Raw genomic sequence first — 26,508 nt, 5'->3', positions numbered from 1 at the left:
CAAATGGGAATATGTTCAGTAATGCGATGAATTCATTTTATTTGAAGGATGCTTTCTCTCATGCGACCTTCAAAGGCTTAGTGCTGGGCATCATGTTGCTTAAACTTGTGACGATAATTGCTATTCAATTGACATTAAAAGTTTTTTCTTAAATGTACTGAAAAAGTCCCTATTGCTAGGGGCTTTTTTGTTTATTGCAGATTTTGGCTTGTGCTAATAGCACTTTAGCAAGAACGTAAGCGGACCGAGTATGAATGAACAACTCAATGCCACACTGATGTCGTGGGTAAAATTTTTTAATGACCCTTTATGGGATTTTCTGGTTATTTTCTTGCTGGCTGTCGGTATTTTTTATACGGTCTTAACAGGAGCAGTGCAAATTCGCATGTTCTTGCAAAGTATTCGTGTTATGAAAAGCAGTCGTACTGAAGGCGAAGACGAGCATGGTCTTACTCCTTTTCAGGCGTTCGTAACAGGCCTTGCGAGCCGTGTTGGGGTAGGTAACATTGCTGGTGTAGCAATCGCTATCGCAATTGGTGGTCCTGGTGCAGTGTTCTGGATGTGGGTAACCGCTGTTCTTGGTATGAGCTCGGCTTTCATTGAGTCTACACTTGCTCAGCTATTTAAAGTGAGAGACAACAAGAGCAAACAGTTCCGTGGTGGACCGGCTTACTATATTACTCAAGGTTTACGTAGTAAAACCTTTGGTGTAGTTTTCGCACTGGCATTAATCTTTACCTATGGTTTCGTATTTAACTCAGTTCAAATCAATGCGATTGCAAATGCATCTTCACATGCATGGGGTTGGGATAAAGCCAATCTTATTGCTCATTTAGGTGGTGTTGATTTAGAAATTTCATGGGTTGGTCTTGCTCTTGTTGTGATGGTTGCATTGGCAATTTTTGGTGGTATTAAACGTATCGCTAAATTTGCAGAAATGTTTGTACCTTTAAAAGCGGGTCTTTACCTATCTGTTGCGTTGTATATTGCATTAAGCAACTATGCAATTTTACCTGACGTGTTAAAACTCATTGTAACTGAAGCTTTCCATTTCAATGCTGCGGCAGGTGGTTTCTTCGGTGCTGCCATATCAATGGCAATGATGCAGGGTATTAAGCGTGGTTTGTTCTCAAACGAAGCTGGTATGGGTTCTGCTCCGAATGCTGCCGCTGCTTCTGATGTAAAACATCCTGTAAACCAAGGCTTAGTGCAAATGCTTGGTGTATTCGTAGATACCTTCATTGTATGTACAAGTACAGCAATCATCATTTTGGTTTCTGGTGTTTATCATGATGCAGGCTTTGTTGGTGTTGAATTAACTCAACGCGCATTAGAGACTCAAGTTGGACACTGGGGTTCTGACTTCCTGGCAGTTCTATTATTCTTGTTCTGTTATTCTGCTGTATTAGGGAACTATGCTTATGCGGAAAGTAATGTGCAGTTCATTAATAACAACCCGAAAATTATGTTCATCTTCCGTATTTTTGTATTGGTGATGGTGTATTTCGGTGCAATTGGTAGTGTTCCATTAGTTTGGTCAATGGCTGACTTGTTTATGGGTATCATGGCTACTATTAACTTAGTCGCAATTTTACTGTTAACACCTGTAGCTCGTACTTTATTGAAAGACTACCGTGAGCAATTAAAACAAGGTATTAAAGAACCAGAATTTAAAATTAATAAATATCCAGAGTTGAAGAAAAAAGTCGATTCAGATATTTGGTAATTTTCAAAAAAGCCTCTTAGAAATAAGGGGCTTTTTTTATGGAGCATAAAAACACTTGAGTATAAAATTTAAACATGACAAATTAAATAAATTCACTACAGCTTTTCACAAAACGAGCAACTAAAATTGCAATTCGGAAATTAATGTCATAGTGCAAAGATGGGCCATGAAACAGCTTAAATTGTGGGTTCTCGGACTTTCTATGGTGTTGGCTGGGTGCCAGACCACCTCACACTTATCTGCCTTAAAACCACAAACGGCAGAGGCATATTCACGTTTTGTCGACCAGCCTTTTGCACAGCTTAAGAAGCAGCATAAAAAACCAGTTGTCGCATTGGTGTTAGGTAGTGGAGGTGCTCGAGGTTATGCACATATTGGTGTTATTGAAGTCTTAGAGCAACATGGTATTCGCCCTGATTTTATTGTAGGAACTAGTGCAGGTAGTATTGTTGGGGCAATTTATGCCAGTGGAAAAACACCTGATGAACTGCGTGATACCGCATTAAAAATGAAAGCGGGTGACGTTCGTGATATCAGTATTGGTTTAAAAGGTTTTTTTGACGGGAAAAAAGTTGAAGACTATGTAAATCAGCAAGTAAATAATTTACCACTCGAAAAAATGAAAATACCAATGTATGTGGTCGCAACAGAGCTTAAGCATGGTACCAAAACAGTATTTAACTACGGCAATACTGGGCAAGCTGTAAGAGCCTCAGCCTCAATACCAAGTATGTTTGTCCCCACTAAAATTGGTAAATCTGAATATGTAGATGGCGGTTTAGTGAGTCCGGTTCCTGTTGAAGTAGCACGAGACTTAGGTGCAGATGTCATTATTGCTGTAGATATTCTGGCTCAACCGATCTATACGGAAACCTCGAATGTATGGGGGCTGTTTAACCAAAATATTAATATTATGCAAGGACGTTTAGCTGCTGAAGAACTTCAATATGCAGATGTCGTGATTCAACCGGATTTAAGAGAAAAAGCACATATTTTTGATGTGAAAGGCCGTGAAGCTACTATGCGAGCTGGTGTTGAGGCAGCAAATGCAAAACTGTCCGATATTCAGTTTGCGATTGATGAAAAAATAGCTGAACAGAATCTCTCTACCGATGGATTAAGCGCTCAGTCAAAATAAATTAAAAGCAAGTATATGAAAATTAAATAAAAGCCCGAGAAGGGCTTTTTTGTTGAAAAATAAAAGATTTGTATGTACTGACAAAAATTTTTGTATAGTGGAGTTATGCTGAAAACTACTCATGACAGATATGAGAAATTCATGCTATTTTCAAAAAAATAATTGATTTGTAACATATTGAGGCCGATTAATTAGATGATTCAGCAACAGGTAAAACATGAGTTTCCAACATTAGAAGATATACATGCCGCTGCAGAGCGTTTAGATGGTTTAGTGGTTAAAACGCCTTTTGTTTTTTCAGAAACCATTTCTAAAACTTTAGGGGCAGAAATGTGGCTGAAATTTGAAAATCTACAATTTACGGCTTCTTTTAAAGAACGGGGCGCATTAAATAAGCTTTTAAGTTTATCTGAGCAGGAAAAGCAACATGGTGTAATCGCTGCTTCAGCCGGTAACCATGCACAAGGCGTCGCTTATCATGCTCAGCGTACGGGTGTAACTGCAACGATTGTCATGCCTAAATCGACACCCAATGTAAAGGTACAACGTGTACGTGAATACGGTGCACGGGTTATTTTGCATGGACAAGACTTTTCAGAAGCTGCTGCTGAAATGCACCGTGTTGCCCAAGAAGAATCATTAACTATTATTCATCCTTTTGACGATGCTGAAATTATTGCTGGTCAAGGCACCATTGCACTTGAAATGCTAGGTGCCGTACCTGACTTGGACATATTGGTGGTCCCTATTGGCGGTGGTGGTCTCATTTCAGGTATTGCGATTGCGGCAAAATCGATAAATCCTAAAATTAAGATAATCGGGGTTCAGTCGGTTGTTTACCCAAGCATGGCGAAATTGCTTTGTAACTATCAAATTGCGGTTTCATTAGGTTCAACCGTAGCTGAAGGTATTGCGGTTAAAACTCCGGGTGAGCTTACGACCCAAGTGGCTAAAGAATATGTTGATGATATTGTGGTAGTCACTGAAGACATGATTGAAGAAGCGATTGCGCTGTTGCTTAACATTGAAAAAACAGTGTGCGAGGGAGCAGGGGCGACAGGTATCGCTGCAATTATGTCTCGACCAGATCTATTTTTAGGTCATAAAGTCGGCGTGGTGTTATCTGGGGGCAATATTGATACACGTGTAATGGTTTCGGTATTACAGCGTCACTTAACGCGTACGGGACGTATGGTTCGTATTCGTGTTGAATTACCAGATAATCCGGGGGCTTTAGCACGTTTAACAGCAATTATTGCTGAGCAGGGAGGTAATATTTATGAACTGCGCCATGAACGCTTTGCTGCCACAAGTCGCGCAAAAGAAAGTGCGGTAAGTGTCGATGTTGAGTTAAAAAGTGCTCCAGATCTGGAACCTTTAATTCAGGCTATGCAGCTTGAAGGCTATATTGTTCGTAAAGAAGAGATTTAAACACTCATATTGCTATGATATAAAAGCTGTATATGGCTCTTAAGGGAGTCATATGCAAAGCAATTTAAACGGATTAAATTGCAACAAGGATGAATTTACAAAAAAACGATCAAATCCTTCAATGAAACGGGAAAAACTGACAATTCTCTAAACTTTGCCCTTCACAATTTTAAGGTTTAGGTTTTAGTATTCTCCTCATTGCAAATTTGAAGAAATATAGGGATAACAACGCTCAATGTTCAAATCATTTTTTCCATCACCACGGTATTTTTTTATATCTGTAGTTATTTGGCTCGCGCTAAATATGGTGCTTTGGTATACAGGGGGGGATCACTGGGGACAGTATCTAGGTTTTCCTCAAGGATATGCAGATGCTGAGCTACCTATTGGCGTAAGTCGCTTCTGGTCACCTGCTTTTTTATGGTTTTACCTCTGGTTTTTAGTCTCCACAGCTCTGTTTGCTGGTTTTTGGAAAATTATTTCCAATAATCCATGGCAGCGTTGGTCTATCTGGGGGTCGGCTTTTATTCTATTTAATATCTGGTTTGCTGTTCAGGTTAATGTTGCTATTAATGCATGGTACGTACCATTTTGGGATTTAATCCAAAAAATGCTTTCGAGTGGTGGGGGGGATATCTCGACATTATATAGTGAAACTCTAGTATTTCTTTACATTGCAATGGTATACGTAACTTTGGGTGTTATTACTGCTTTCTTTACAAGTCATTACGTATTCCGTTGGCGTACAGCAATGAATGAGTACTACACTGAACATTGGGAAAAGCTTCGCCATATTGAAGGTGCTTCGCAACGTGTACAAGAAGACACTATGCGCTTCGCAACTATTATGGAAGATTTGGGTGTTGAACTAGTTAAATCGGTGATTACTTTAATTGCTTTTTTACCTATTTTATTTCATTTGTCTAAATATGTGCCTGTATTACCATTAGTTGGTGAGCTCAATCATTCTTTGGTATGGGCTGCAATTGTATGGTCAATTTTTGGTACTGTTTTACTCATGGTGGTTGGTATTAAATTGCCTGGTCTACAATTTAACAATCAAAAAGTAGAAGCAGCTTATCGTAAAGAACTAGTTTATGGTGAAGATCATATTGAACGTGCAAAACCGGCTACTTTAAAAGAGCTTTTTAGTCGAGTCCGTACAAACTATTTCCGTCTTTATTTTCATTATGCTTACTTTAATATGACTGCAACATGGTATGGTCAACTTGATATTCTATATAATTTAGTTGTTCTTTTCCCGTCTATTGCTGCTGGTAAACTTACTTTAGGTTTAATGCAGCAAATTATGAATGTTTTTGGGCGTGTGCGGGATTCATTCCAATATTTAATTAGTTCATGGAAAACCATTATTGAACTGCTTTCGATTTATAAGCGTTTAAAAGCTTTTGAGTCTATATTGCATAAATAAAAGAAAACCCGCGAAAGCGGGTTTTTTTATGGTTATTGATTTAATGGGTTGCATTATAAAAATTAAGGATAGGGCCAACTAGAGACTGCTGCGACTTATCTAAGGTGACTTGAATCTCTTTATAGTTAAAAGTGTCTTCATCATCATACTTGGCAATACCATGGGTTTTATTGTTCACTTGAGGAATTTGGTAGCTAAAAAAAGCGACTTTTTTAGAGGGATGAACAATATTGATAAGGTTTTTAGGGTCTTTCAAACCACCATATTCATTTTCAACACTTTCTTTTAACAGTTCAGGAAAATACAGCGTTGCATTTGGTAATCCACACCCAACGCAAAAAGAAGAGTCATAAAGTTCTATCGCTTGTTTTTGATCTGGACTCATTGCTAAAGCAAAACCAGTTCCATTTGCACCTGCATTTGCTTGTACATCTTGCCAATTTCTTGGAACAAGTACTAAACCTGTTTCAGGTAATGCAAGAAGCTTGAGTTGCTTGGCATGTTGAGCATCAAGATTAAAATTAAAGCTACAGCTTTTAAGCGTGCATCTTTCAAAATTTTTAAGTAAACCATCTTCTATTGGGTTCTGTGCCGTTACACCATAAAAAGGGACTGCAACGCCGTTTAAAAAATTTGCTTCTCCAAGCTTATAGAATTGATTATCTGCTTTGCGGGTTGCAGCAGAGCTATAAAATTGGGGGAAATGAGGGGTAAAGTTTTTTACTTCTGCATAAACAGTTGAATTTAGGCTGACTAATGATGCCCATAAAAAAGAATTTAATTTTTTCATTTTTAGAAAGTAATCAATTTAAAATCTTATATAAATCTAACATATTCTTTTAAACTATAAGGTAATTCAAAATTGAATACTGTTTTTAACTTCATAATAAAAACAGACTTATAGAGATATGGAAAATGAAAAATATACTTTCAATTTGCTGCTTAGCGGCAATAAGTTCTTATAGTTTTGCTCAAGACATTAAAGGCATTTCATTTTCTCATCAAGAGTGGGAAATCTATTGTAGTAATACAGGTACTTGTAAGGCTGCTGGCTATCAAAATGAAGACAATGGTGATAATCCAGCTTCAATTTTAGTAACGCGTAAAGCAGGGCCAAAACAACCTGTGCAAGTTGAGTTTGCTTTGTCTGACTATGAACAAAGCATACCTGCAAACCAGCTTAAAAATATCCATTTTTATATCAATGGCAAAGACTTAGGACCGGTAGCTGTAGATGGTACTGAGCTGCCAATTATGGGTAAACTAAGTAGCTTACAAGCTAACGCTCTACTACAGCAGTCTAAACAGAAAACTGAAATTGTATTTAAAAATGCGCAGCATAAATGGAAAATTTCCGATGCTGGTATGACTGCTGTGTTATTAAAAATGGATGATTTTCAAAAGCGTATCGGAACGGTTGGGGCTTTAGTCAAAAAGGGCAGTGCCAATGAAAATCAAGTGCTTATGCCTGAGCCAAAACTAGTTGTGAAGCGTATTAAGACTTCAACCAAACCTTACTTAACTTTACAGCCAAAAAATAAACAGTACCAAACAATATACCGTAGTTTAATGGCAGCTAAGCTGAATCCGAAAGAAGACGGCTTTTGTGAAGGCGTTTATGGTGGGAATAGTGATGGAGCTGAACCACAAGAAATTGAACTATATAAATTAACCAATAAGAAAGTTTTGGCGACTACCTTGTGTTGGAGAGGTGCTTATAACGAAGGGTATGGTGCTTGGGTACTAGATGAGTCTTTAAACGGTAAAGCGACTTTTGTGACTGAAACTGCTTCAGATTTTGATAGCGGTTTGATTAGTAGTGCTCAAAAGGGAAGAGGCATTGGAGATTGCTGGGCAAGTGAAGAGTGGGTATGGGATGGCAAGAGTTTTGTACACACGAAAGATATGTGGACAGGCATGTGTAAAGGCTTGGCAGCAGGTGGAGTGTGGGAGCTTGATCGAATAGAGTCTGTGGTGAAATAAGTATTTTGAAGTTACAGAGTCATAACAGGTAACGTTGGTGACTCTGTGATAAAAAGAACAGATTATTTATTGGAGCTAGACCTATGTCACGTCATCTTTACGCTATTGCTCGCCGTAAGTTTTCACACCTGAGCCGTTCAATATGTGTGGCGGCGGCTGTACTGGGTGCAACACAAATTACGATGGCTGGTCCAACGGTCGATCAGCTCAGTGATTGTTTAGTTAAAGCAACGACAGCTTCAGATAAAACCACGGTGCTTCAATGGACATTTACCGCTTTAGCGGCTCATCCAGATTTAAAAGCATTTAGTAATGTAACGCCTGAGCAAAAAGATCAGTTAGACCAAAAACTGGCTCAAGTTTTACAGCGGATAATTGTAGAGCAATGTTCTGCTCAAACAAAGGCCGTGATTAAAGCAGAAGGTGTGAAGGCAGTTGGAGAAGCTTTCCAACAGTTAGGTCAAAGTGCTGGTGAAGATATTGTTAAAGACCCAGCCGTTAAACAGCAGTTGCAGGGCACATTGCGCTATATCGACTTAAACAAATTGGTGACAACGTTTTTAACCCCAGAAATTTGGAATAAGCTGGGAATTACAAGATAAAAATCTAGTTTTCTATTTTAGTAATAAAGCCTGCTATCTAAGAACAGGCTTCATTGTATTTAGTATAAAGAGATCTATTTAGATCGTAATTGTAGCCCCTAAAACTTTCACAAATTGTGCTAACCAAGCTGGATGGGCAGGCCAAGCCGGAGCTGTTACTAAATGTCCATCTGTAACTGCTTCAGTCACAGCAATGTCTGCATATTGACCACCTGCGAGTTTTACTTCGGCAGTACATGCTGGATAAGCAGAACAGAGACGGCCTTTTAAAATGTCAGCCGCAGCGAGTAATTGAGCACCGTGGCATACAGCTGCAATTGGTTTTTTTACTCTATCAAATTCACGTACAATTTCGACAACACGTTCATTCATACGTAAGTACTCTGGTGCTCGACCACCCGGAATAACTAGACCTACATAGTCTTTAGTATTAACGGCATCAAAATCATAGTTAATCGCAAAGTTGTGGCCACGTTTTTCGCTATAAGTTTGCTCGCCTTCAAAATCATGAATCGCAGTCGCAATATGGTCGCCGTTCTTTTTATTCGGGCAAACAGCATGCACGGTATAACCTAAACCTGTTAAGAACTGAAATGGAACCATAGTTTCATAGTCTTCAGCATAGTCACCGACTAACATTAAAATCTTTTTAGACATGATTTATCCCTCTTTTTAAAATATAAGTGATTTCTATTTTTAATTTAAATTAGCACAATGAAAGTATGATTTTTAGCAAAAAGCACATTCTTTAGTCGAAGGGTGCTTCATAAGGGATATAAAAAAGCCTCGATAAATCGAGGCTTTTTTGTTGAATTAGCTGATGAACTCAACCAATCAATTTTTTCATTAATTCATTGACTTGCGCAGGGTTAGCTTTCCCTTTAGATGCTTTCATGACTTGACCAACAAGACCGTTAAAGGCTTTTTCTTTACCAGACTTGTATTCTTCAACCATTTTTTCATTGGCTGCAAGTACTTCTTTAATGATTGCTTCAATTGCACCAGTGTCGGTTTCTTGCTTTAAGCCTTTTTCCGCAATAATGTCATCGGCAGATTTACCTTCCGATTCCCACATAAAGCCAAAGACTTGTTTAGCAATTTTACCGCTAATGGTGTTGTCAACAATACGTGCAATCATGCCGCCAAGCTGTTCAGCAGAAACAGGTGAGTCTGTTAACTCTAAGCCCGCTTTGTTTAAAGCACCAGAGAATTCGCCCATTACCCAGTTTGCAGCAATTTTACCTTGCTTCGCACCGCCAGCCGCAGCAACAACATCTTCATAGAAGTCCGCCATTTCGCGTGAGAGCGTAAGTACGTGCGCGTCGTATTCAGTTACGCCAAAGTCTGCAATAAAGCGTGCACGGCGTGCTGCTGGCAACTCAGGCATAGTTGCTTTGATGGCCTCAATTTGCTCATCTGGAATAATTACTGGTAACAAGTCTGGATCAGGGAAGTATCGGTAGTCATTCGCTTCTTCTTTAGAACGCATAGAACGCGTTTCCATTTTGTTTGGATCGAACAAACGAGTTTCTTGATCAATTTCGCCGCCCCATTCCAAAATTTCCATTTGGCGTTCAATTTCAACATTGATCGCTTGCTCAATGAAACGGAATGAGTTGAGGTTTTTAAGCTCACAGCGTGTGCCAAACGGTTGGCCCGGACGGCGTAAAGACACGTTACAGTCCGCACGGAATGAACCTTCAGCCATGTTACCGTCAGAAATACCTAACCAACGTACTAGTGTGTGAATGGCTTTGATGTAGGCAACGGCTTCTTCCACCGAACGCATATCTGGTTCAGAAACGATTTCAAGCAAAGGTGTACCAGCACGGTTTAAGTCAATGCCAGACATACCTTCAAATTGGTCGTGTACAGATTTACCCGCATCTTCTTCAAGGTGAGCACGAGTTACGCCAATACGTTTAGTCGTACCATCTTCAAGTTGAATGTCGATGTGACCCAAGCCCACAATCGGGTTATCCATTTGGCTAATTTGATAGCCTTTTGGTGAGTCAGGGTAGAAGTAGTTCTTACGTGCAAATACTGAAGCTTGGTCGATGTAAGCATCAATACCTAAACCAAAACGAATTGCAAGATCAACCACTTTTTCATTCAAAACTGGAAGTACACCCGGCATTGCTAAGTCTACCAGGCTCGCTTGTGTATTTGGGTCTTGACCAAATTCAGTCGATGAACCAGAGAAAATTTTAGAATTGGTTGCAAGCTGAGTGTGAATCTCAATACCAATAACGACTTCCCAACCGTCAATCAATTTCAACTTTTGAGCTTCAGCCATTATGCATTCTCCTCAGCAATTGCCGCACGTTGAGTATGGAAATCGGTATTTTGTTGATATTGATGAATAATTGACAACAGTTGTGATTCTGACCAGTAGTTACCAATTAATTGTAAACCTACAGGTAAGCTGTCTTTATCAAAACCAACAGGAGCATTAATGGCTGGTAAGCCTGCTAGGTTCACTGCAAGTGTATAGATATCGCCTAAATACATTTCAGTTGGACTTAAGTTCGCACCGATTTTATATGCAGTTGTTGGCGCAGAAGGAGCTGCAATCACATCTACATTTTCAAAGGCTTTTAAAAAGTCTTGTTGAATTAAACGACGTACTTTCTGTGCTTTCACATAATAAGCATCGTAATAACCCGCAGAAAGCGCATAAGTACCAATGAGGATACGGCGTTGAACTTCTGGACCGAAACCTTCTGAACGAGAACGTTTATAAAGATCCATCAAGTCTGTTGGGTTTTCACAGCGGTAGCCGTAACGAACGCCATCATAACGTGACAAGTTAGAAGATGCTTCCGCCGGTGCAATCAGGTAATACGTTGGTACATAAGCTTCAGTCATGTTGAGGTCAATCTCAACAAGCGTTGCACCCATTTCTTCAAGCTTTTTCAAAGACTCTTCAACACGTGCTTTTACGTCGGCATCTAAACCTGCAACGTTAAAGTACTGTTTAGGAATACCAATACGTAAACCTTTTACGGATGTGCCATTTAAGTTTGCAACGTAGTCATCAACTTCTTTTTTAACCGAAGTTGAGTCTTTTGCATCATGACCTGCAATTACATTCATGAGGTAAGCACAGTCTTCAGCAGAGCGTGCCATTGGACCCGCTTGGTCTAAAGATGATGCATAAGCAATGATACCGAAGCGAGAAACACGACCATAGGTTGGTTTTAAGCCTGTTAAGCCACAGAAAGACGCAGGTTGGCGAATTGAACCACCTGTATCGGTACCTGTAGCAAATGGTGCTAAATCAGCCGCTACAGCCGCAGCCGAGCCACCTGATGAACCACCAGGTACATGGTCAAGTGCCCAAGGATTGCTTGTTGCGCCTACATATGAGCTTTCAGAAGTTGAACCCATCGCAAACTCATCCATGTTCACTTTACCTAAAGTGACAAGACCAGCTGCTTTAGTTTTTTCAACAACAGTTGCATCGTAAGGAGAAATAAAATTATCTAATATTTTTGAACCAGCAGTGGTTTTAATGCCTTTGGTACAAAAGATATCTTTGTGAGCAAGTGGAATACCCGTTAAAGCAGTTGCATTACCCGCTTTTAAAGCTGCATCGGCTGCGTCGGCTTCAGCAAGTGCTTGCTCAGGTGTAACCGTCACATAGCTTTTTACCAGTGGGTCAATTTTAGCAATACGTTTTAAATAGTGTTCAGTCAGTTCGCGAGACGAAAACTTCGCTTGGCTTAAGCCTTCAGCAAGTTCGCGAATTGATAAGCGATGTAAATCAGTCATGAGTAAAATTTCTTTACATTCAAAATAGGGAAGATGGGTTAATTGAGTAAAAGTTATTCAATCACGCGAGGAACAAGATACAAACCATCTTGAGTTGCAGGCGCAACTGCTTGGTATTCATCTCGATGATTGCTTTCAGTTACCACATCAGCACGTAAAGGTTGAGGATTATCAAAAGGACTCTTTAAAGGTTCTACGCCTTCCGTATCAATGCCTTTTAAGGTTTCCATCATGCCTAAAATTTTATTTAGACTTTGAGCATATTCAGCAGATTGCGTATCATTGAGCGACAATCGAGCAAGATTGGCGATTGCTGAAACTGTTTGTGCATTTAAATCTGCTGAATGCTGTGCATCCGATGTAGACATAACATCACCTAATCAGTATTAAAAATTTTCAAAATATCGTGCGTTATAATAAGCGATTGACTTGTTCAAATCATCACATTTAGTTTAAAGTTGCCACCTTGCATCCACATGAAAGTTTAACTGAGAACGAACCGTGATTCTAAAACGACTAATTGGCTTGTTTTCGCCGGATCTAGCCATTGATTTAGGTACAGCAAATACACTTATTTATGCACCAGGCCGCGGCATTATATTAAATGAACCAACAGTTGTGGCAATTCGTCACAGTGGTTCACAAAAAATTGTTGCTGCTGTAGGGCTAGATGCTAAGCAAATGTTAGGCCGTACACCTGCGAATATTTCTGCAATTCGTCCAATGAAAGACGGTGTAATTGCAGATTTTGAAGTGACTGAAACCATGTTGAATCAGTTCATTGGTAAAGTTCACGAAAAACGTTTGTTCCCACCTGCACCTCGTGTAGTTGTATGTGTACCATGTAAATCAACTTTGGTCGAGCGTCGCGCAATTCGTGAAGCCGTATTTAATGCTGGTGCACGTGATGTACGCTTAATTGAAGAGCCAATGGCTGCAGCAATTGGTGCTGGCATGCCAGTTGAACAAGCATGTGGTTCTATGGTTGTGGATGTTGGTGGTGGTACAACTGAAATTGCAATTATTTCATTGCAAGGTTGTGTCTATGCCGATTCTTTACGTATTGGTGGCGATGTATTTGATGAGCAAATCATTAATTATGTTCGTAAAGCTCACGGTTGCGTAATTGGTGAAACCACAGCTGAAATTATTAAGAAAGAAGTAGGTATGGCTGTTTCTGATGGTACGACATTAGAAATTGAAGTACGTGGCCGTAACCTTGCAGAAGGTGTACCTCGTGCGATTACTGTAACTTCTGACGAAATTACTCAAGCGATTTCTGACCCATTACAAAGCATTGTAAGTGCGGTGAAATCTGCTCTTGAACAAACTCCTCCTGAACTTTCTTCTGATATTGCTGAGCGCGGTATTGTGTTGACAGGTGGTGGTGCGTTACTTCGTAACCTCGACAAATTGTTAGCGCAAGAAACTGGTTTACCAGTTGTTGTTGCTGAAGATCCTCTTACTTGTGTGACCCGTGGTGGTGGTAAGGTATTGGAATTCTTCGACAACCCGAACCATGACATGCTTTTCGTCGGTTAAGTTTAAGGATTAGGCGGTGCAACCGAATATTTTTTCAAGACAGCCGCCATCTTTCCGCTCGTTCATTATTGCGGTCATTACATGCTTGGTTGTGCTGTTCTTTGATTGGCGCATGCCTTATGTAATTCAGCCAGCAAGGGATGTCTTGTACGCTGCATATAATCCAATTTATGCGCTTGCAAGCTATCCGGTACTGTCGAGAGAATGGCTGAATCAACAAACTAAATCTGAAACACAACTGCGCCGTGAAAACACTGCAATGCAGGCTGAGTTGTTACAGGCTCAGGTTCGTTTGCAGAAACTATCTGAATTATCTGCTGAAAATACCCGATTACGCGGTTTACTTGATACGCCATTAATTATTGATGGTCGTATGGAAATTGCCGAAGTGATTGGAACAGATGCCGATCCGTTACGTCACATTATCATTATTAACCGCGGTTCAATGGATCACCTTAAGGTTGGTCAAACGGTTCTAGATGATAAAGGGATTATGGGGCAAATCATCAATGTATATCCTCATAGTTCACGTGTGATGCTACTTTCAGACAAAGAGCATTCACTCTCTGTTCGTTTAGAGCGTACAGGTATGCGTGCGATTGTTTCGGGAACTGGTGATTTAGGTCGCTTGAAAATGGAATATGTTCCAACTAGTGCAAATATTCAGGTTGGCGATAAAGTATTGAGTTCTGGCTTAGGTGAGCATTTCCCTGCAGGTTATGCAGTAGGTACGGTGGCTAAAATCCGTCGTCATAATTCAGGTGAGTTTGCTGAAATTGATATTACTCCAGCTGCTCAGCTTGCAACAGGACATCACGTGGTTGTGCTTTTCTCTGACTCATTAGCGAAGGAGCAACCTTATGCCGATCGCTAAACTGAAACGTGAGAAGCGTAAAGATCCACTATGGGGAATTATTCTCTCCGTTATCGTGGGTTCTGTGCTCATGGTTTACCCACTTTCCTACGATATTTCTGGCTGGCGTCCATTGTTCATGCTTATGATCATGTTGTTTTGGGTCGTTTGCCAACCAACATGGTGTGGGGTGTGGTTTGCATTTGGCATGGGAATTTTTACAGACCTTTTGCTTGATGCACCTTTGGGCTTAAATGCCTTAAGTTTTGTTATTGTTACCTTTGTTACCCGCTTTTTAATACGTGAACGTCGGATTTTAACTTTCGTTAATTTATGGACGATTGCCATTTTAGTGATTATTGCTCACTTGGCATTTATGTGGGTAACCCAAACGATGGGGGGCATTCATTTTTCGATTGCTCGTCATTGGCAACCATTAATAACAAGCATCTTAACTTGGCCTGTTGTTTATTATTGTTTAGCAAAATGGCGCATTTAGTTTTAGCTTCCAGTTCTCCGCGTCGTAGAGAATTGTTGCAACAGTTGGGCTTAAATTTTGAAATTTATAGCCCTGATATTGATGAATCTATTCATGATGGTGAGCTGGTTCATCAATATGTTGAACGTTTAGCAAGAGAAAAAGCGCAAGCTGTATTAAATATTTTTCCAGATGCCGTGGTTATTGCTGCCGATACAAGTCTTGGGCTTGATGGTCAGATTATTGGTAAACCTGACTCAAAACAGCATGCCTTTGAAATCTGGAAACAATTATCTGGCCGTTGGCATGATGTGTTTTCCGGAATTTGTATTGCGACACAGCAGCAAATCTTGAGTCAAGTAGTGCAAACTCAAGTTGAGTTTGCATCAATGACTGCGCAAGATATGGAAGATTATTGGGCCACAGGTGAACCTGTAGGGAAGGCCGGTGCATATGCAATTCAAGGAATTGCTTCGCAATATATTCCCAAAATTCAAGGAAGTTATAGTAATGTGGTAGGGCTTCCTTTGTACGAATTTTCACAGTTATTCAAAAGAGTGAAGACATAAGGGGTTGTTGATAATTCTTGATTGAATTGCATTGTCGATGAATAGTGGACAAAGCGACATTAACAGTCTCTCTGACTCTTTAATAAAAATTTTATAATGCTTTGAGTTTATGTATGTCAGAAGAACTACTTATTAATGTCACACCTATGGAGTGTCGGGTGGCATTAATCGAAAATGGAACTGTTAATGAGCTGTATGTTGAACGTACAGTGAAGCGAGGACTTGTCGGCAATATCTACAAAGGTAAAGTTGTCCGCGTGCTTCCGGGCATGCAAGCGGCTTTTGTTGATATCGGATTATCTAGAACAGCCTTTTTGCATATTAATGATATGGTTTGGCCTCGTTCACAGCCAACTCCCAATGTTTTTGAATTACTTCATCCAGGGCAAATTCTGACCGTTCAGGTGATGAAAGACATGCTCGGTACCAAAGGTGCTCGTCTAAGTACAGATCTTTCTATTCCTTCTCGCTATTTAGTTCTTATGCCGTATGGTAATCATATTGGTGTTTCACAGCGTATTGAGTCAGAAGAAGAGCGCGAACGCTTACGTAATATCATCGAAGGTATTCAGGCAGAGCATAATCTACCCGGTAGTGTGATTGTCCGTACTGCTGCTGAAGGCGTAGATGATGCTGAGATTGCACAAGATATGTGTTACCTCAGCAAGCTATGGGAATATATCCAGCGTAAACAAGTGGATGTTGCAGTTCCTTCTTTAATTTTTGAAGAACTACCACTACCACAACGAATTATTCGTGATTTGGCAAGCGAAGAAACAGCAAAGATTTATGTCGATTCGAGAGAAATTCACGGCAAACTGCGTGAGTTTGTAGATGAATTTGTGCCGAATATGCAAAGTCGCCTGATTCATTATCCGGGTGAACGACCATTATTTGATCTCTATAACGTCGAAGAAGATATTCAAAAAGCTCTACAAACACGTGTTGCTCTAAAGTCTGGTGGTTATCTAATGATTGACCAGACAGAAGCCATGACTACCATTGATGTCAATACAGGTTCATATGTCGGTGGTCGTAGCCTCGAAGACACAGTCTTTAAGACCAATATGGAAGCGACTCAGGTGATCGCACGTCAGCTCAGACTAAGAAATCTGGGCGGTATTATCATTATTGATTTTATTGACATGCAAGAAGCCATTCATCGTGAAGAGGTGATGCGTCAATTTGAAAAAATGCTTGAACGTGATCACGCCAAAACAAAAATCACACAGGTGTCTGAACTTGGCTTAGTCGAAATGACACGTAAAAGAACACGTGAATCATTAGAACACTTGTTATGTGAGTCGTGTCCAACGTGTCAGGGACGTGGTTTTGTCAAAACGGCAGAGACAGTGTGTTACGAAATATTTCGAGAGATATTACGATATACGCGTGCATTTGAGTCTACGAGTGGCTTTACTGTCGTTGCTCATCCTTCTGTAATTGACCGATTATTAACGGCAGAAGCCCCTGCAGTGGCTGATTTAGAGCACTTTATCAACAGAGTTATTAAATTTCAGGTCGAAAATTTATATACGCAAGAGCAATACGATATCATTTTAAGTTAAAGTTGTAACAAGATATCGCTTAATCCTTGTTACAACTGAAATTTTACTTTCATTCATGAATTTTAAATACTACTTGCATACAGTAGCCGTAGACGTTCTCCCTGTTTAAAACGTCTTAGCAAACAATAAGAGGTATAACCCATGAATGTAAGTGAAAACCTAATTAGCAACGGTCTTAAACATGTTTTAGAAAGCACGCCAGTAAATAGCTGCTATATGTTGAATGACCAAGGTAAAGAAGTACCGATTACAACTGCGATGATCCGTTCAGTATGTCATCAGTTGCTTAACCAGTGCCGCGCAATTAAAAAATAAGGGGCCATTTCAAAGCCCCTTAATTTTTCTTAACTTGCTGAATGATGTTTCAGCTGTTTTTCCTCAATAATTTCTTCAAACCGTTGAATCTCATCTTCAAGATGGGTTAAAAGGTTTTGCATCTTAGGTAAAGCATTTCGACATGCTGTTAAACCTACTTCAAGCTTATCCAGATAGCTTGTCATCGTAATATTAAGCGCTTGCCCATCCATGACTATAGAAGCAGGGTAGAGCGCATCTAATTTCGCACCATTCCAATAAAGTGGCTCACGTGGGCCAGGTACATTAGAAATCACTAAATTGAATGCCTGACGCTTAGGAAGCATTCCAGACATGATGTTTAGACCTGCTGGGCCATAAACTACAGCGCTATAGTTTAAAATCTCATTTGCAGTCATTCGGCTAAAGCGTTGCTTTGAATTTTGCATACTACGACGAATAATTTCGAGTCGTTCTAGAGGCTGGTCTTTATGGGTCCCCAAATTCGCTAGAATCATCGTAATGCGATTACTTACGTCAGAGTCATCTGTACGCAGTGAAGCGGGCACCATCGCAATAAGAGGCTTTTTAGGCAAGCTATTATGGCTAATCAGGTATTCACGTAATGCTCCAGAACATACAGCAAGTACGACGTCATTAATGGTCACACCAAGCGCTTTAGAAATCTTTCTAAGGCGACTTAATTCAAAAGATTGGGCTGCAAAGCGACGTGAAGCGCTTACGCGTTGATTCAAAATTGAAACTGGCGCCTGAAAAGTCGATACATAGTCAGGATTTTTCCCCATTTCTTTAAAGATGGTTTGTGATAACTCATGCATGACCTTCGGAGTAACTTCAAGCTGTGACTTGATGCCTCCTAAAATACTTTTGATTTTACTAGTACTTGGTTTTGGTACTTTTAAGCGTTTTGTTCTTTTACTTTCTACGCACCAAAGTGGAACCACATGTTTTTCTTCTGGTGTTTTTGACAGAGACTTCTCAATTAAGCGCATACCCGCAACGCCATCTACCATGGCATGATGAATCTTAAAGTACATCGCGAAACGATTACCTTCGATCCCTTCAATAATGTCGCAGGTCCACAGAGGTTTTGCACGGTCAATTAAAGAACTGTGCTGCTGCGAAATATATACGAGTAATTCACGAATTCGGCCAGGATGAGGCAAGGCAATATGGCGGAAATGATGATCGATATCGAATTCTTCATCTTCATCCCAAAATAAGCCATTTAAACGGTTATTAAAGGGAGGGACAGGAATACTTTTTGATTGGCGAATTTCTTCTACTAAATCACGAACAAAAGTTTCAGGGGCATTTTCAGGAATTTCAAATAAAAACAATCCGCCAACATGCATCGGTTGTTGTCTTTTTTCTAACGATAGAAAAATAAAATCAATAGGGTGTAATGGACGCATAACTCGTTGTGCCTCATGCTTTTTTCTAAGAAGCCCTTAACTGAGCTCTTATTAGAATTATAGAACCGTAAAATTTAGTATATAGCGTTTATTACAGATTAAATATGACTTTGTGTACGAGATATAACTGTAAAAAAAACCACTGATTCATCAGTGGTTTTTTTATACCAGACTATTTTTTTAAGTTGCCTGCATGTAAGCCACATTCTTTTTGTGTTGCTTCTTCCCACCACCAACGGCCTTCACGTTCATGCTGGTTTGGAAGTACTGGACGTGTACATGGCTCACAGCCAATAGAAACAAAACCACGCTCGTGTAGAGGGTTGTATGGAATTTCCATCATGCGGATGTAACTCCACACATCAGCACTAGACCAGTTCGCAAGCGGGTTATATTTAATGAGTTGCTTACCCGGACCAGAGAAACCAGCATCTGCTTGTACCACCGGAATTTCAGTACGTGTACCCGGACTTTGATCTTTACGCTGGCCTGTAATCCAACCATCTAAAGTCGCAAGTTTCTTACGTAAAGGCTGAACTTTTCGAATACCACAGCACTCTTGGTGTCCATCTTTAAAGAAGCTAAATAAGCCTTTTTCATTTACCATGCTTTGCACAGCTTCAGATTCCGGGAAGCAAATCTCGATATTAATATTGTAGTGCTTACTAACAGTTTCAATAAATTGATAAGTTTCAGGATGCAGCCGCCCAGTATCAAGACTAAAAACACGGAAGGGTTTACCTAAACGTGAAGCCATATCAATTAAGACTACATCTTCTGCTCCAGAGAAAGAAATTGCGATTTCACCTTGTTGGCTTAATGCAAGCTCTAAAATCTCACGTGGGCTTTTAGCTGCATATTCAGTCGCGAGAGCATCAACGATATCAATAGTCGGAATAACGGTCATGGGTGTTCCTGGCAAAAGGCTTGGGCGCATTGTGTTATGAAAAATATTCTAAAGGATAGTGAATAAATTGCTTAGCACTTTAATTTCAATCCTTATGAATAAAATTGATTTGATCAATAACAACGCAAATCTGAAAATCTTAATGGTATGATACAGCAATTTTTAACCAACGTTGGAAGCATTCATGGAAATCGTATGCCTAGATCTTGAAGGAGTTTTAGTTCCTGAAATCTGGATCAATTTCGCAAAAAAAACAGGGATTAAAGAACTAGAAGCAACAACTCGTGATATTCCCGATTATGATGTTTTAATGACTCAGCGTCTGAATATTTTAAAACAACATGGTCTAGGCCTAAATGATATTCAAGAAGTTATTGCCGAGATGGGGCCATTACCAGGTGCCAAAGAGTTTGTTGAATGGGTGAGTAATCATTTCCAACTGGTCATTTTGTCCGATACTTTCTATGAGTTTGCTCATCCTCTAATGAAGCAATTAGGCTGGCCAACAATTTTCTGTCACAAATTAGAAACTGATGAAAATGGGATGATTACAGCTTATAAACTTCGTCAACCAGACCAAAAACGCGAGTCAGTTAAAGCGCTTCACGGTTTAAATTTCCGTGTAATCGCGGCAGGGGATTCATATAATGACACAACCATGCTTGGTGAAGCTGATCATGGCTTCTTATTTGATGCACCTGCCAACGTCATTGCGGAATTCCCACAGTTCCCAGCAATTAATGGATATGATGCCCTAAAAGAAGCAATCCGTTCAGTTTCGCAGCGTAATATTCCTGCTTAAGAATGGGCAATAAAAAAGGCGCTTAAAGCGCCTTTTTTATATGAATGAGTTTGAAACTTAGAATTTATAGCCAAGTTTTAAACCATAGGCGATCGCGTTGTTATCAGAGAACTCTGCAACATATTGATCGCTACCAGCTTGTGCACCAGTTTGTGCTTTAGCATCACCCAACCAGAAGTATTTCACACCACCAGCAATAAATGTTTGTGGAGTAGGGCTATATTGAACACCTACACCTACGTTCCAGTAACCTTCTGTTGGGCCCAATGTAGTCACCGGGTTACCTGCGCCAGAGTCCCAACCGACAGAGACATTACCTGCCCATTTATCATTAAGCTTACGACCCACACCAGCATTCACTGTCCATTGATCGTCTGAATATTCAACTAGGTTAAAGCCATTTGGACGGCCAACCAGACCACCCACAGCTTCTGAAACTTTACCAAATTTATATGGTTGAATTGAGAAGTCTTTCCAGTTCACCCAACGTACATTGGCGAATGCAACGGTATCAGCCATGATCCCTGTTTGAAAATCAAGGTTAACAGACTGTGGAGTAGTAATTGTCGTTTTACCAGATGAGTTAATTGCTTGGATTTTAGAAGCTGGAACATCTAAACCACCAAGTACTGAAGTAAGACCAGGGAAGTTTAATAAAGATAAATTTTCATTAATATCCACTTTATGGTCAATTTCAGAACGATAAGTTACAGATGCTCGAAGTGCGATTTCAGGAATTTGATAAGCTGCACCTGCTAACCAACCAGCGCCTGTAGTTTCTTTGATATTTGCATCATAGCCATTATAAAGGCTATACGCTTGGCCTCGTAAACTTACATTACCTTTAACTGTTTGTAATACAGGACCTGCGTAGAAATTAAAGTTTTTTGTTGGTTGATAACCAAATACAAAAGATAAATTTTGTGTATCAACTTTAACTTTAGTTCCACCATTACCTAAATAATTATTTGCTGCAGCAAGAGCGCCAGCGAGTTGTTTAAATTGTGGGCTTGCTAAAACTTGGCCTTTTGCTAAAGCTAAAGTTTGATCATTGACAGGTAAACCTTGTGCTTGCAAAGCATCAGTTGCTTTTTTAGTAACAAGGCCATCGATAGCTGATGCTGATAAAACAGAATCAGTACCAGGATTAGAAACGAATACATTGTTACCTGAATATTCTGCATCTGCTCCAAATGGTTGGTCATAGAGTAGACCAAAAGAGAATTTATCGTTAAGTTGTAGTTTTAATGCTGCACTTGGGAAGTAGTAATCATTAGCCATATCACTAATATCACGACGTGTTGCACTCGAACCTGCTTCTTTACCCGATACATCTGGGTCTAAAACAGAAATACCTGCTTCAAAATAATTACCAGGTTGAAAGAATGCGGACATTGACTGTCCAGAGCGATCCAAAGCTGCTGCAAAAACCCCAGTTGCAGGCAGCGTTGCTAAAATCATTGCAGTGCTCAGATGTTTTAATTTCATTTTAATCTTTCCTTGAACTTCAAGACATTTTTTTAAAAGTAACAGAGTTAAACCGTTTAAACTGTGTTGCCTTCATAGCTTTTAATTACAAGTTTCAAAGCTTTGATAACTCCATGTAACAAAAATAGCATAATTACACTAAGAGTAAATCTGTTATATGAACTGGGGAGTACTCATTTTTTATACAAAAAATGTCAATAATGAATGAAATATGGAGAAATATTTACATTATTAAATTATTTTAAATATTTGATATTTATATTTTTTATCTATTATTAATAGACTTTAGTTTTATGACATTTTTGTCATAAATCCAAAAAAAATGGCCAAAGATTTTTTTGTAAAAATATGAATTGATTGGTTATGAATTGAGTATTAGTTATCATTTTTACTGGACAAGTCTAGTTTCTCTACATGTGTATATTATTGATTAAGTTTTATATTCTTAATTAATGGGTGGAAATTAAGCAATTTTTTTACCAATTGATCAATTTTTGGGAGGGTTTAAAGACTAGTTAAGATCTTTTATATTCCAAAGAATAACCAAAAAATGAGAAGTATGTCTGGTTAGTCTGCTTTTAGAGCTAAAACATACCATTAAAGGGGATATAACTTCTCATCAAATTCTTCAAGTTTGGGAAATTTTAAAGGTTCTAGCTGGTCGAGGTGAGTAAGGTACGTTATATAGTCTTCAAGAATTGTTTCTCGTGCCTCTTGGCTAATATAAGGTACATGGTAGGCAATGAATGGTGGAAGAACCTCAAAACCAGTATAAGCCAAGGTGCCGCGTTGAATGGGTGAGAGATAATGTTCAATTGGTCCGTGAATTGAGCTCTCGCCAAACATATGCGTTCTACCGCCCAGTGTTAAACAGAGCATCGCTTTTTTACCCGCCATACCACCGTGGTTATAAAAACGCTTTCCGCCATAAAAAAGTCCTGAAACGAATACGCGATCAATCCATCCTTTTAAAATTGCCGGGACAGAAGTCCAGTAAAGAGGGAAGTTTAAAATGATCAAATCTGCTCGTTTTACCTTTTCAATTTCCGCTTGGATATCAGGTGCTAAAAGGTTTTGCTTGGCGGCATTACGTTGTTCTAATGCGTAATTGAAATAGTCGGGTTGATTGAGTTCTAAAAAATCCTCTTTGGAAGCTACAGGGTTGAATTGCATTGCATACAAGTCAGAAACTTCTACACGATGACCCAACTTTTTAAAAGTTTGCTGGGCTGTGGTTTTTAATGATGTTGTAAAAGATAGTGGCTCTGGATGAGCATGAACGATCAGAATATTCATAAGGTGACCTGTATTCTTTTTAGAAATTGTGTTGTCTAGTGCAATTTAGCGGGTTTCGTTTTGAACAACTATGCATCAATTTAAAAGCATGGCATAGTTCATGAACTGACAGTTTTTACCATTTGGCGCCATATTTATGATTTCTAGTGGACCAAACCTGAACCCAGAATTACCTGGAACTTATATTAATTTATTAGTTGATATGGTTAAGCGCTTGAATATCTCTGCTGAGCAGTTTTTAGATGGAAGTGGCATAACATTAGAAAAATTAAACAAACCGTATTGGTATGTTGAGTTTAATACCTTAAATAACTTACTTAAGCATGCGATTCAACGCACTCATGAGCCAGCATTGGCGGGTTATTTGGCGTTGGAAATGAAAGCGTCTTGTTATGGTTCGGTGGGTATGGCGGCCATGGTCAGTACAAATTTGGGAGAGGCCTTAAAAATATTTGAGCAATTTATAGCGGCTCGTTGTGATGCCTTTAAACCTGAGTTAAAGCAAGAACAAGATTATTTTTACTGGTCTATACACCAGCCTTTGAAAGCTTTTCAGTTGAGTCCAGATGCTACTATTTTTTTATTATTAGGTTTTGTTCAAATCGCGAAGCATCTAACAGGATTATCTTCTTTAGGTACAGTGCAATTGAATATGCCCGAACCACTAGGTTTTTCAAAAATAAAAGATAAATTAGGCGTAAGTTGTTTATTTGACCAAAAACATAATCTTTGGATTTTTCCTAAAGAATATTTAATGCAGCCTATACTAACGGCTGACCCTATGCTGGCACCTTTACTGAAAGCACAGTGTAAAAAAGATATTGATAAATTGAAGTTACGAAGTGGATGGAAAGCAGAAATTAGCCAAGTCATAAAAAAATTATTGATTAATAATCAGGGAGAAATATTAAAAGTTAAGCAAGTCGCTCAAATGATGAATATGTCAGAACGTAGCTTACAGCGGTACTTGGCAACCGATAATACAAGTTTCTCAGCATTAGTTGATTTAACTCGAAAGCAATATGCACATCATCTTTTAGAAAATAGTTCTACATCAATTGAAACTGTGGCTTTAAGTTTAGGTTATGCAGATACATCTCATTTCACTCGCGCTTTTAAACGCTGGATGGGAGTGACACCTAAGTATTATCGAACTCAGTTAAAACTAAAAAATTTAGATATAAGTGAATAATCAAGAAGACCACAAAATTGAAAGTGATCTTCTAATATGCCTTAAATTGATGATTATGGTTTCGATGAAAGTGAGTGAATCACTTCAAAATAGCTAGGCGGGACTGGAACATGCCCTCGTTTTCTTAATATCTGGTGCATACGTGGTAATTTAAAATATGGTACAGAAGCCATTAAATGGTGTTCCATATGGTAGTTTACGTGGATTGGTGCAACAAAACTTCTCGCAATCCATCCAGCTCGTGTTGTTCGAGTATTGGTTAAAGCAGTATTGCTGGTTTTCATACCAGCGTGTTCTGCCATAGAGCGAATACGTAAAAAAAGTGGGAATGGAGTTAAGTAAGCCAGAGGCCATAACCAATAAAAACGTTGTTGACCAAATGCTTTTAAAACGCCATAAAGTGCTAAATTCGTTGCAATAGCACCTGTACTGTTTTTTGCAATACTCTTTGCATAGTCAACGAAATTTTTATGACTGCGGTCTAACCAAATTTGATCATTGGCAACAGTCCATTTCATGACATCCAGATCCATTAAAACTCGACCTAAGCTAAACTTTAAGCCAGTCATACCTGTTAAGTCGCGTAAGAATTTACGAGTCAGAGACTTTTTACTGACAGGAAAACCAGCAACTAAAGAAAGATCTGGGTCATCTGGAGTAGAGGTTTTTGCATGGTGACGAACATGGTGTACACGATATTTTTGAAGATCATTCCAGATGGGGCGGGCGCATAGCCATTCACCTACGAAATCATTTATTTTTTTATTTTTGAATAAACTTTTGTGAGATGCGTCGTGCATTAAAATTGCGAGGCATAACTGACGACCCGCCAAGATTGCTAAGGCAAGCATACATGCTAATAATTTACCCCAACTTGGCAAGTAGTCCCACATCATTATTAAGCTAGCGAATGTTCCGCCAATAACAGCCCATGTGCTGGCAACAGCCCAAGCTCCATATGCATCTGAAGGTTCTGTAAGCTCTTGTATTTCTTCTCTGCTAAATAGGTCCGTAACACTTACCTGCGTATTCATTGTTATTCTCCCAAATTAGAGTTCGGTATCTATATTTTTATATTACAAATATAGTCATAAAAAATTAAAAAGTGAAATATTTGTTTGTAAAAAAATAAATCAGATGATTATAGATTTAGTTCTTGTTCATATATTTTTTTCCAAAGTTTTTGGCCGATCGCGTCTAACTGCTGTACATCTTGAGCAAATTGATTACGCGCAGACTCATTTACAAATGGTGCTGGTAATAGGGGATCATTCATGAGTAAAGCAATTGTTTCCCTACCTAAAAGAAGGGCTTTAACTGCAGCATCATTTAAGGAGAGGTGAGTATAGTTTTCAAGCCAGTGTGTGATATCTCGACTATACATTTCATAATTTTTTTCGAGTTGTTTGGTATCCCACAAAGAAAAAATTTGCTTAAGCGTTGAGGGTTCGAAATGCTGAATAATACAAATTTTTGCTTCTTTCTCTAGCCCAGCTAAAACAAGCTCCTCACAGGTTTTTTCAAAACTATAAGCTAAATTGTCTGGGCGGATGTAAATACCAGTTTCTAATTCTTTAAAACCAAATTGACGCAGTACACGTTCACGCTTTTTAAGAGCAGTTCGGTCTATACGGCCCAGTGTGCCTGTAAATACAGCAAGATAATGTTGCTGCCATTCTTTAGTTTGTTTAATACCATTTTTACGATTGAGTATTACTTTTGCCCAATCTTTCGTAGAAGGTGAAAGTTGATAAATTCCGCGTTCTACGCTTTCAATCATGCCTTCATTTAATAAACGGGTTGTCGCAACTCGAATACCATTTTCACTTAAGTTAAACAGTTTGGCAGCCACCAAAATTTGTTTAATCGTAAGTTGAGGGTAAGCAGAGGAAAGAAAGAGATCGATAATCAGATGACGTGCGTTGATTTTAGTATTTTTCATTCTGTTTAAATTTTAAATATAAATGACATATACTTGAAATAATATCATGTTTGTT

Annotated in this window: 26 protein-coding genes; 15 read left to right on the top strand and 11 right to left on the bottom strand. The window is 39.1% G+C overall.

Translation table 11 applies throughout. The annotated features are described in order from the left end of the window. Positions 1 to 11 precede the first annotated feature (11 nt). From HMPREF0014_RS25590 to sbmA, 5 genes are all read left to right on the top strand, one after another. A complete protein-coding gene (locus HMPREF0014_RS25590) occupies positions 12 to 152 on the top strand; it encodes a hypothetical protein (RefSeq protein WP_079377098.1) in 141 nt (46 codons plus the stop codon). Between the two features lie 98 nt (positions 153 to 250). Next, complete coding sequence (locus HMPREF0014_RS17830) at positions 251 to 1,726, top strand: alanine/glycine:cation symporter family protein (protein WP_002051404.1); 1,476 nt, start codon at positions 251 to 253, stop codon at positions 1,724 to 1,726. 166 nt (positions 1,727 to 1,892) lie between these two features. After that, on the top strand, positions 1,893 to 2,864 hold the full coding sequence (locus HMPREF0014_RS17825; RefSeq protein WP_002051248.1) for a patatin-like phospholipase family protein: 972 nt from the start codon (positions 1,893 to 1,895) through the stop codon (positions 2,862 to 2,864). A gap of 195 nt (positions 2,865 to 3,059) precedes the next feature. After that, a complete protein-coding gene (locus HMPREF0014_RS17820) occupies positions 3,060 to 4,295 on the top strand; it encodes a threonine ammonia-lyase (RefSeq protein WP_004712107.1) in 1,236 nt (411 codons plus the stop codon). Between the two features lie 235 nt (positions 4,296 to 4,530). Continuing rightward, positions 4,531 to 5,727 carry a peptide antibiotic transporter SbmA gene (sbmA, locus tag HMPREF0014_RS17815; RefSeq protein ID WP_006580367.1) on the top strand — a complete coding sequence of 399 codons (1,197 nt, stop codon included), beginning with the start codon at positions 4,531 to 4,533 and terminating at the stop codon, positions 5,725 to 5,727. Positions 5,728 to 5,767: 40 nt separating this feature from the next. Here sbmA and HMPREF0014_RS17810 read toward each other — a convergent pair whose 3' ends face one another. Then, entirely contained in the window at positions 5,768 to 6,517 is a 750-nt protein-coding gene (locus HMPREF0014_RS17810; protein ID WP_004885401.1) for a DUF4850 domain-containing protein, read from the bottom strand. Between the two features lie 125 nt (positions 6,518 to 6,642). On the opposite strand from HMPREF0014_RS17810, the gene HMPREF0014_RS17805 reads away from it, so the two are divergent. Next, complete coding sequence (locus HMPREF0014_RS17805; protein ID WP_004885403.1) at positions 6,643 to 7,710, top strand: DUF1176 domain-containing protein; 1,068 nt, start codon at positions 6,643 to 6,645, stop codon at positions 7,708 to 7,710. 83 nt (positions 7,711 to 7,793) lie between these two features. Beyond that, complete coding sequence (locus HMPREF0014_RS17800; protein WP_004885404.1) at positions 7,794 to 8,312, top strand: hypothetical protein; 519 nt, start codon at positions 7,794 to 7,796, stop codon at positions 8,310 to 8,312. A 78-nt stretch (positions 8,313 to 8,390) separates the two neighbouring features. On the opposite strand, the gene HMPREF0014_RS17795 is transcribed toward HMPREF0014_RS17800, so the two are convergent. The 4 genes from HMPREF0014_RS17795 to gatC all read right to left on the bottom strand — a co-directional run bounded on the left by HMPREF0014_RS17795 (position 8,391) and on the right by gatC (position 12,454). Next, positions 8,391 to 8,969, bottom strand: a complete 579-nt coding sequence (locus tag HMPREF0014_RS17795) for a DJ-1/PfpI family protein (protein WP_004885407.1) — start codon at positions 8,967 to 8,969, stop codon at positions 8,391 to 8,393. 169 nt (positions 8,970 to 9,138) lie between these two features. After that, positions 9,139 to 10,608 (bottom strand): Asp-tRNA(Asn)/Glu-tRNA(Gln) amidotransferase subunit GatB, encoded by a 1,470-nt coding sequence (gene gatB, locus HMPREF0014_RS17790; RefSeq protein ID WP_004885409.1) that lies wholly within the window; start codon positions 10,606 to 10,608, stop codon positions 9,139 to 9,141. Beyond that, positions 10,608 to 12,086, bottom strand: a complete 1,479-nt coding sequence (gene gatA / locus HMPREF0014_RS17785) for an Asp-tRNA(Asn)/Glu-tRNA(Gln) amidotransferase subunit GatA (protein WP_004885411.1) — start codon at positions 12,084 to 12,086, stop codon at positions 10,608 to 10,610. Before gatA ends, gatB begins: the two co-directional genes overlap by 1 nt. 53 nt (positions 12,087 to 12,139) lie before the next feature. Continuing rightward, complete coding sequence (gene gatC / locus HMPREF0014_RS17780) at positions 12,140 to 12,454, bottom strand: Asp-tRNA(Asn)/Glu-tRNA(Gln) amidotransferase subunit GatC (RefSeq protein ID WP_000107699.1); 315 nt, start codon at positions 12,452 to 12,454, stop codon at positions 12,140 to 12,142. A 133-nt stretch (positions 12,455 to 12,587) separates the two neighbouring features. Between gatC and HMPREF0014_RS17775 the strand changes: the two genes are divergently transcribed. The 6 genes from HMPREF0014_RS17775 to HMPREF0014_RS17750 all read left to right on the top strand — a co-directional run bounded on the left by HMPREF0014_RS17775 (position 12,588) and on the right by HMPREF0014_RS17750 (position 17,411). Next, a complete protein-coding gene (locus HMPREF0014_RS17775; RefSeq protein ID WP_000601379.1) occupies positions 12,588 to 13,628 on the top strand; it encodes a rod shape-determining protein in 1,041 nt (346 codons plus the stop codon). Between the two features lie 16 nt (positions 13,629 to 13,644). After that, a complete protein-coding gene (gene mreC, locus HMPREF0014_RS17770; RefSeq protein WP_002051136.1) occupies positions 13,645 to 14,502 on the top strand; it encodes a rod shape-determining protein MreC in 858 nt (285 codons plus the stop codon). Further along, positions 14,489 to 14,980: a rod shape-determining protein MreD gene (mreD, locus tag HMPREF0014_RS17765; protein WP_002051447.1), complete on the top strand. Its 492-nt coding sequence runs from the start codon at positions 14,489 to 14,491 to the stop codon at positions 14,978 to 14,980. Before mreC ends, mreD begins: the two co-directional genes overlap by 14 nt. Continuing rightward, positions 14,968 to 15,528, top strand: coding sequence for a Maf-like protein (locus HMPREF0014_RS17760; RefSeq protein ID WP_004885414.1), 561 nt, complete (start codon positions 14,968 to 14,970; stop codon positions 15,526 to 15,528). The genes mreD and HMPREF0014_RS17760 overlap by 13 nt, the downstream gene beginning before the upstream one ends. Before the next feature lie 113 nt (positions 15,529 to 15,641). Continuing rightward, a complete protein-coding gene (gene rng, locus HMPREF0014_RS17755) occupies positions 15,642 to 17,096 on the top strand; it encodes a ribonuclease G (RefSeq protein WP_004712131.1) in 1,455 nt (484 codons plus the stop codon). A gap of 141 nt (positions 17,097 to 17,237) precedes the next feature. Continuing rightward, positions 17,238 to 17,411 carry a PA1571 family protein gene (locus HMPREF0014_RS17750; RefSeq protein ID WP_001103036.1) on the top strand — a complete coding sequence of 58 codons (174 nt, stop codon included), beginning with the start codon at positions 17,238 to 17,240 and terminating at the stop codon, positions 17,409 to 17,411. Between the two features lie 29 nt (positions 17,412 to 17,440). On the opposite strand, the gene HMPREF0014_RS17745 is transcribed toward HMPREF0014_RS17750, so the two are convergent. Together HMPREF0014_RS17745 and HMPREF0014_RS17740 are read right to left on the bottom strand one after the other, a co-directional pair. Further along, positions 17,441 to 18,826, bottom strand: a complete 1,386-nt coding sequence (locus HMPREF0014_RS17745; RefSeq protein WP_002051325.1) for a wax ester/triacylglycerol synthase family O-acyltransferase — start codon at positions 18,824 to 18,826, stop codon at positions 17,441 to 17,443. Between the two features lie 172 nt (positions 18,827 to 18,998). Beyond that, complete coding sequence (locus tag HMPREF0014_RS17740) at positions 18,999 to 19,733, bottom strand: phosphoadenylyl-sulfate reductase (protein WP_004885416.1); 735 nt, start codon at positions 19,731 to 19,733, stop codon at positions 18,999 to 19,001. Between the two features lie 184 nt (positions 19,734 to 19,917). Between HMPREF0014_RS17740 and thrH the strand changes: the two genes are divergently transcribed. Further along, complete coding sequence (gene thrH, locus HMPREF0014_RS17735; protein WP_002051289.1) at positions 19,918 to 20,535, top strand: bifunctional phosphoserine phosphatase/homoserine phosphotransferase ThrH; 618 nt, start codon at positions 19,918 to 19,920, stop codon at positions 20,533 to 20,535. A 57-nt stretch (positions 20,536 to 20,592) separates the two neighbouring features. Here the strand turns inward: thrH and HMPREF0014_RS17730 are convergent, their stop codons facing one another. Both HMPREF0014_RS17730 and HMPREF0014_RS17725 read right to left on the bottom strand, forming a co-directional pair. After that, the gene (locus HMPREF0014_RS17730) at positions 20,593 to 22,023 is read right to left on the bottom strand and encodes an outer membrane protein transport protein (protein WP_004885418.1); all 1,431 of its coding nucleotides are present in this window, start codon (positions 22,021 to 22,023) and stop codon (positions 20,593 to 20,595) included. Between the two features lie 597 nt (positions 22,024 to 22,620). Continuing rightward, positions 22,621 to 23,319 (bottom strand): NAD(P)H-dependent oxidoreductase, encoded by a 699-nt coding sequence (locus tag HMPREF0014_RS17725; RefSeq protein WP_002051318.1) that lies wholly within the window; start codon positions 23,317 to 23,319, stop codon positions 22,621 to 22,623. 157 nt (positions 23,320 to 23,476) lie between these two features. Between HMPREF0014_RS17725 and HMPREF0014_RS17720 the strand changes: the two genes are divergently transcribed. Beyond that, the gene (locus HMPREF0014_RS17720; RefSeq protein ID WP_006580370.1) at positions 23,477 to 24,511 is read left to right on the top strand and encodes an AraC family transcriptional regulator; all 1,035 of its coding nucleotides are present in this window, start codon (positions 23,477 to 23,479) and stop codon (positions 24,509 to 24,511) included. Positions 24,512 to 24,564: 53 nt separating this feature from the next. On the opposite strand, the gene HMPREF0014_RS17715 is transcribed toward HMPREF0014_RS17720, so the two are convergent. Together HMPREF0014_RS17715 and HMPREF0014_RS17710 are read right to left on the bottom strand one after the other, a co-directional pair. Next, positions 24,565 to 25,545, bottom strand: coding sequence for a fatty acid desaturase family protein (locus HMPREF0014_RS17715; protein ID WP_004885423.1), 981 nt, complete (start codon positions 25,543 to 25,545; stop codon positions 24,565 to 24,567). A 107-nt stretch (positions 25,546 to 25,652) separates the two neighbouring features. After that, a complete protein-coding gene (locus HMPREF0014_RS17710; protein WP_004885424.1) occupies positions 25,653 to 26,453 on the bottom strand; it encodes a PaaX family transcriptional regulator C-terminal domain-containing protein in 801 nt (266 codons plus the stop codon). Positions 26,454 to 26,508: the final 55 nt, after the last annotated feature.

Source organism: Acinetobacter sp. RUH 2624, from assembly GCF_000162375.2.
Taxonomy (GTDB): Bacteria; Pseudomonadota; Gammaproteobacteria; order Pseudomonadales; family Moraxellaceae; genus Acinetobacter; species Acinetobacter nosocomialis.
The sequence above is the reverse complement of the archived record's forward strand: the minus strand, read 5'-3'. Positions and strand labels throughout refer to the sequence as shown.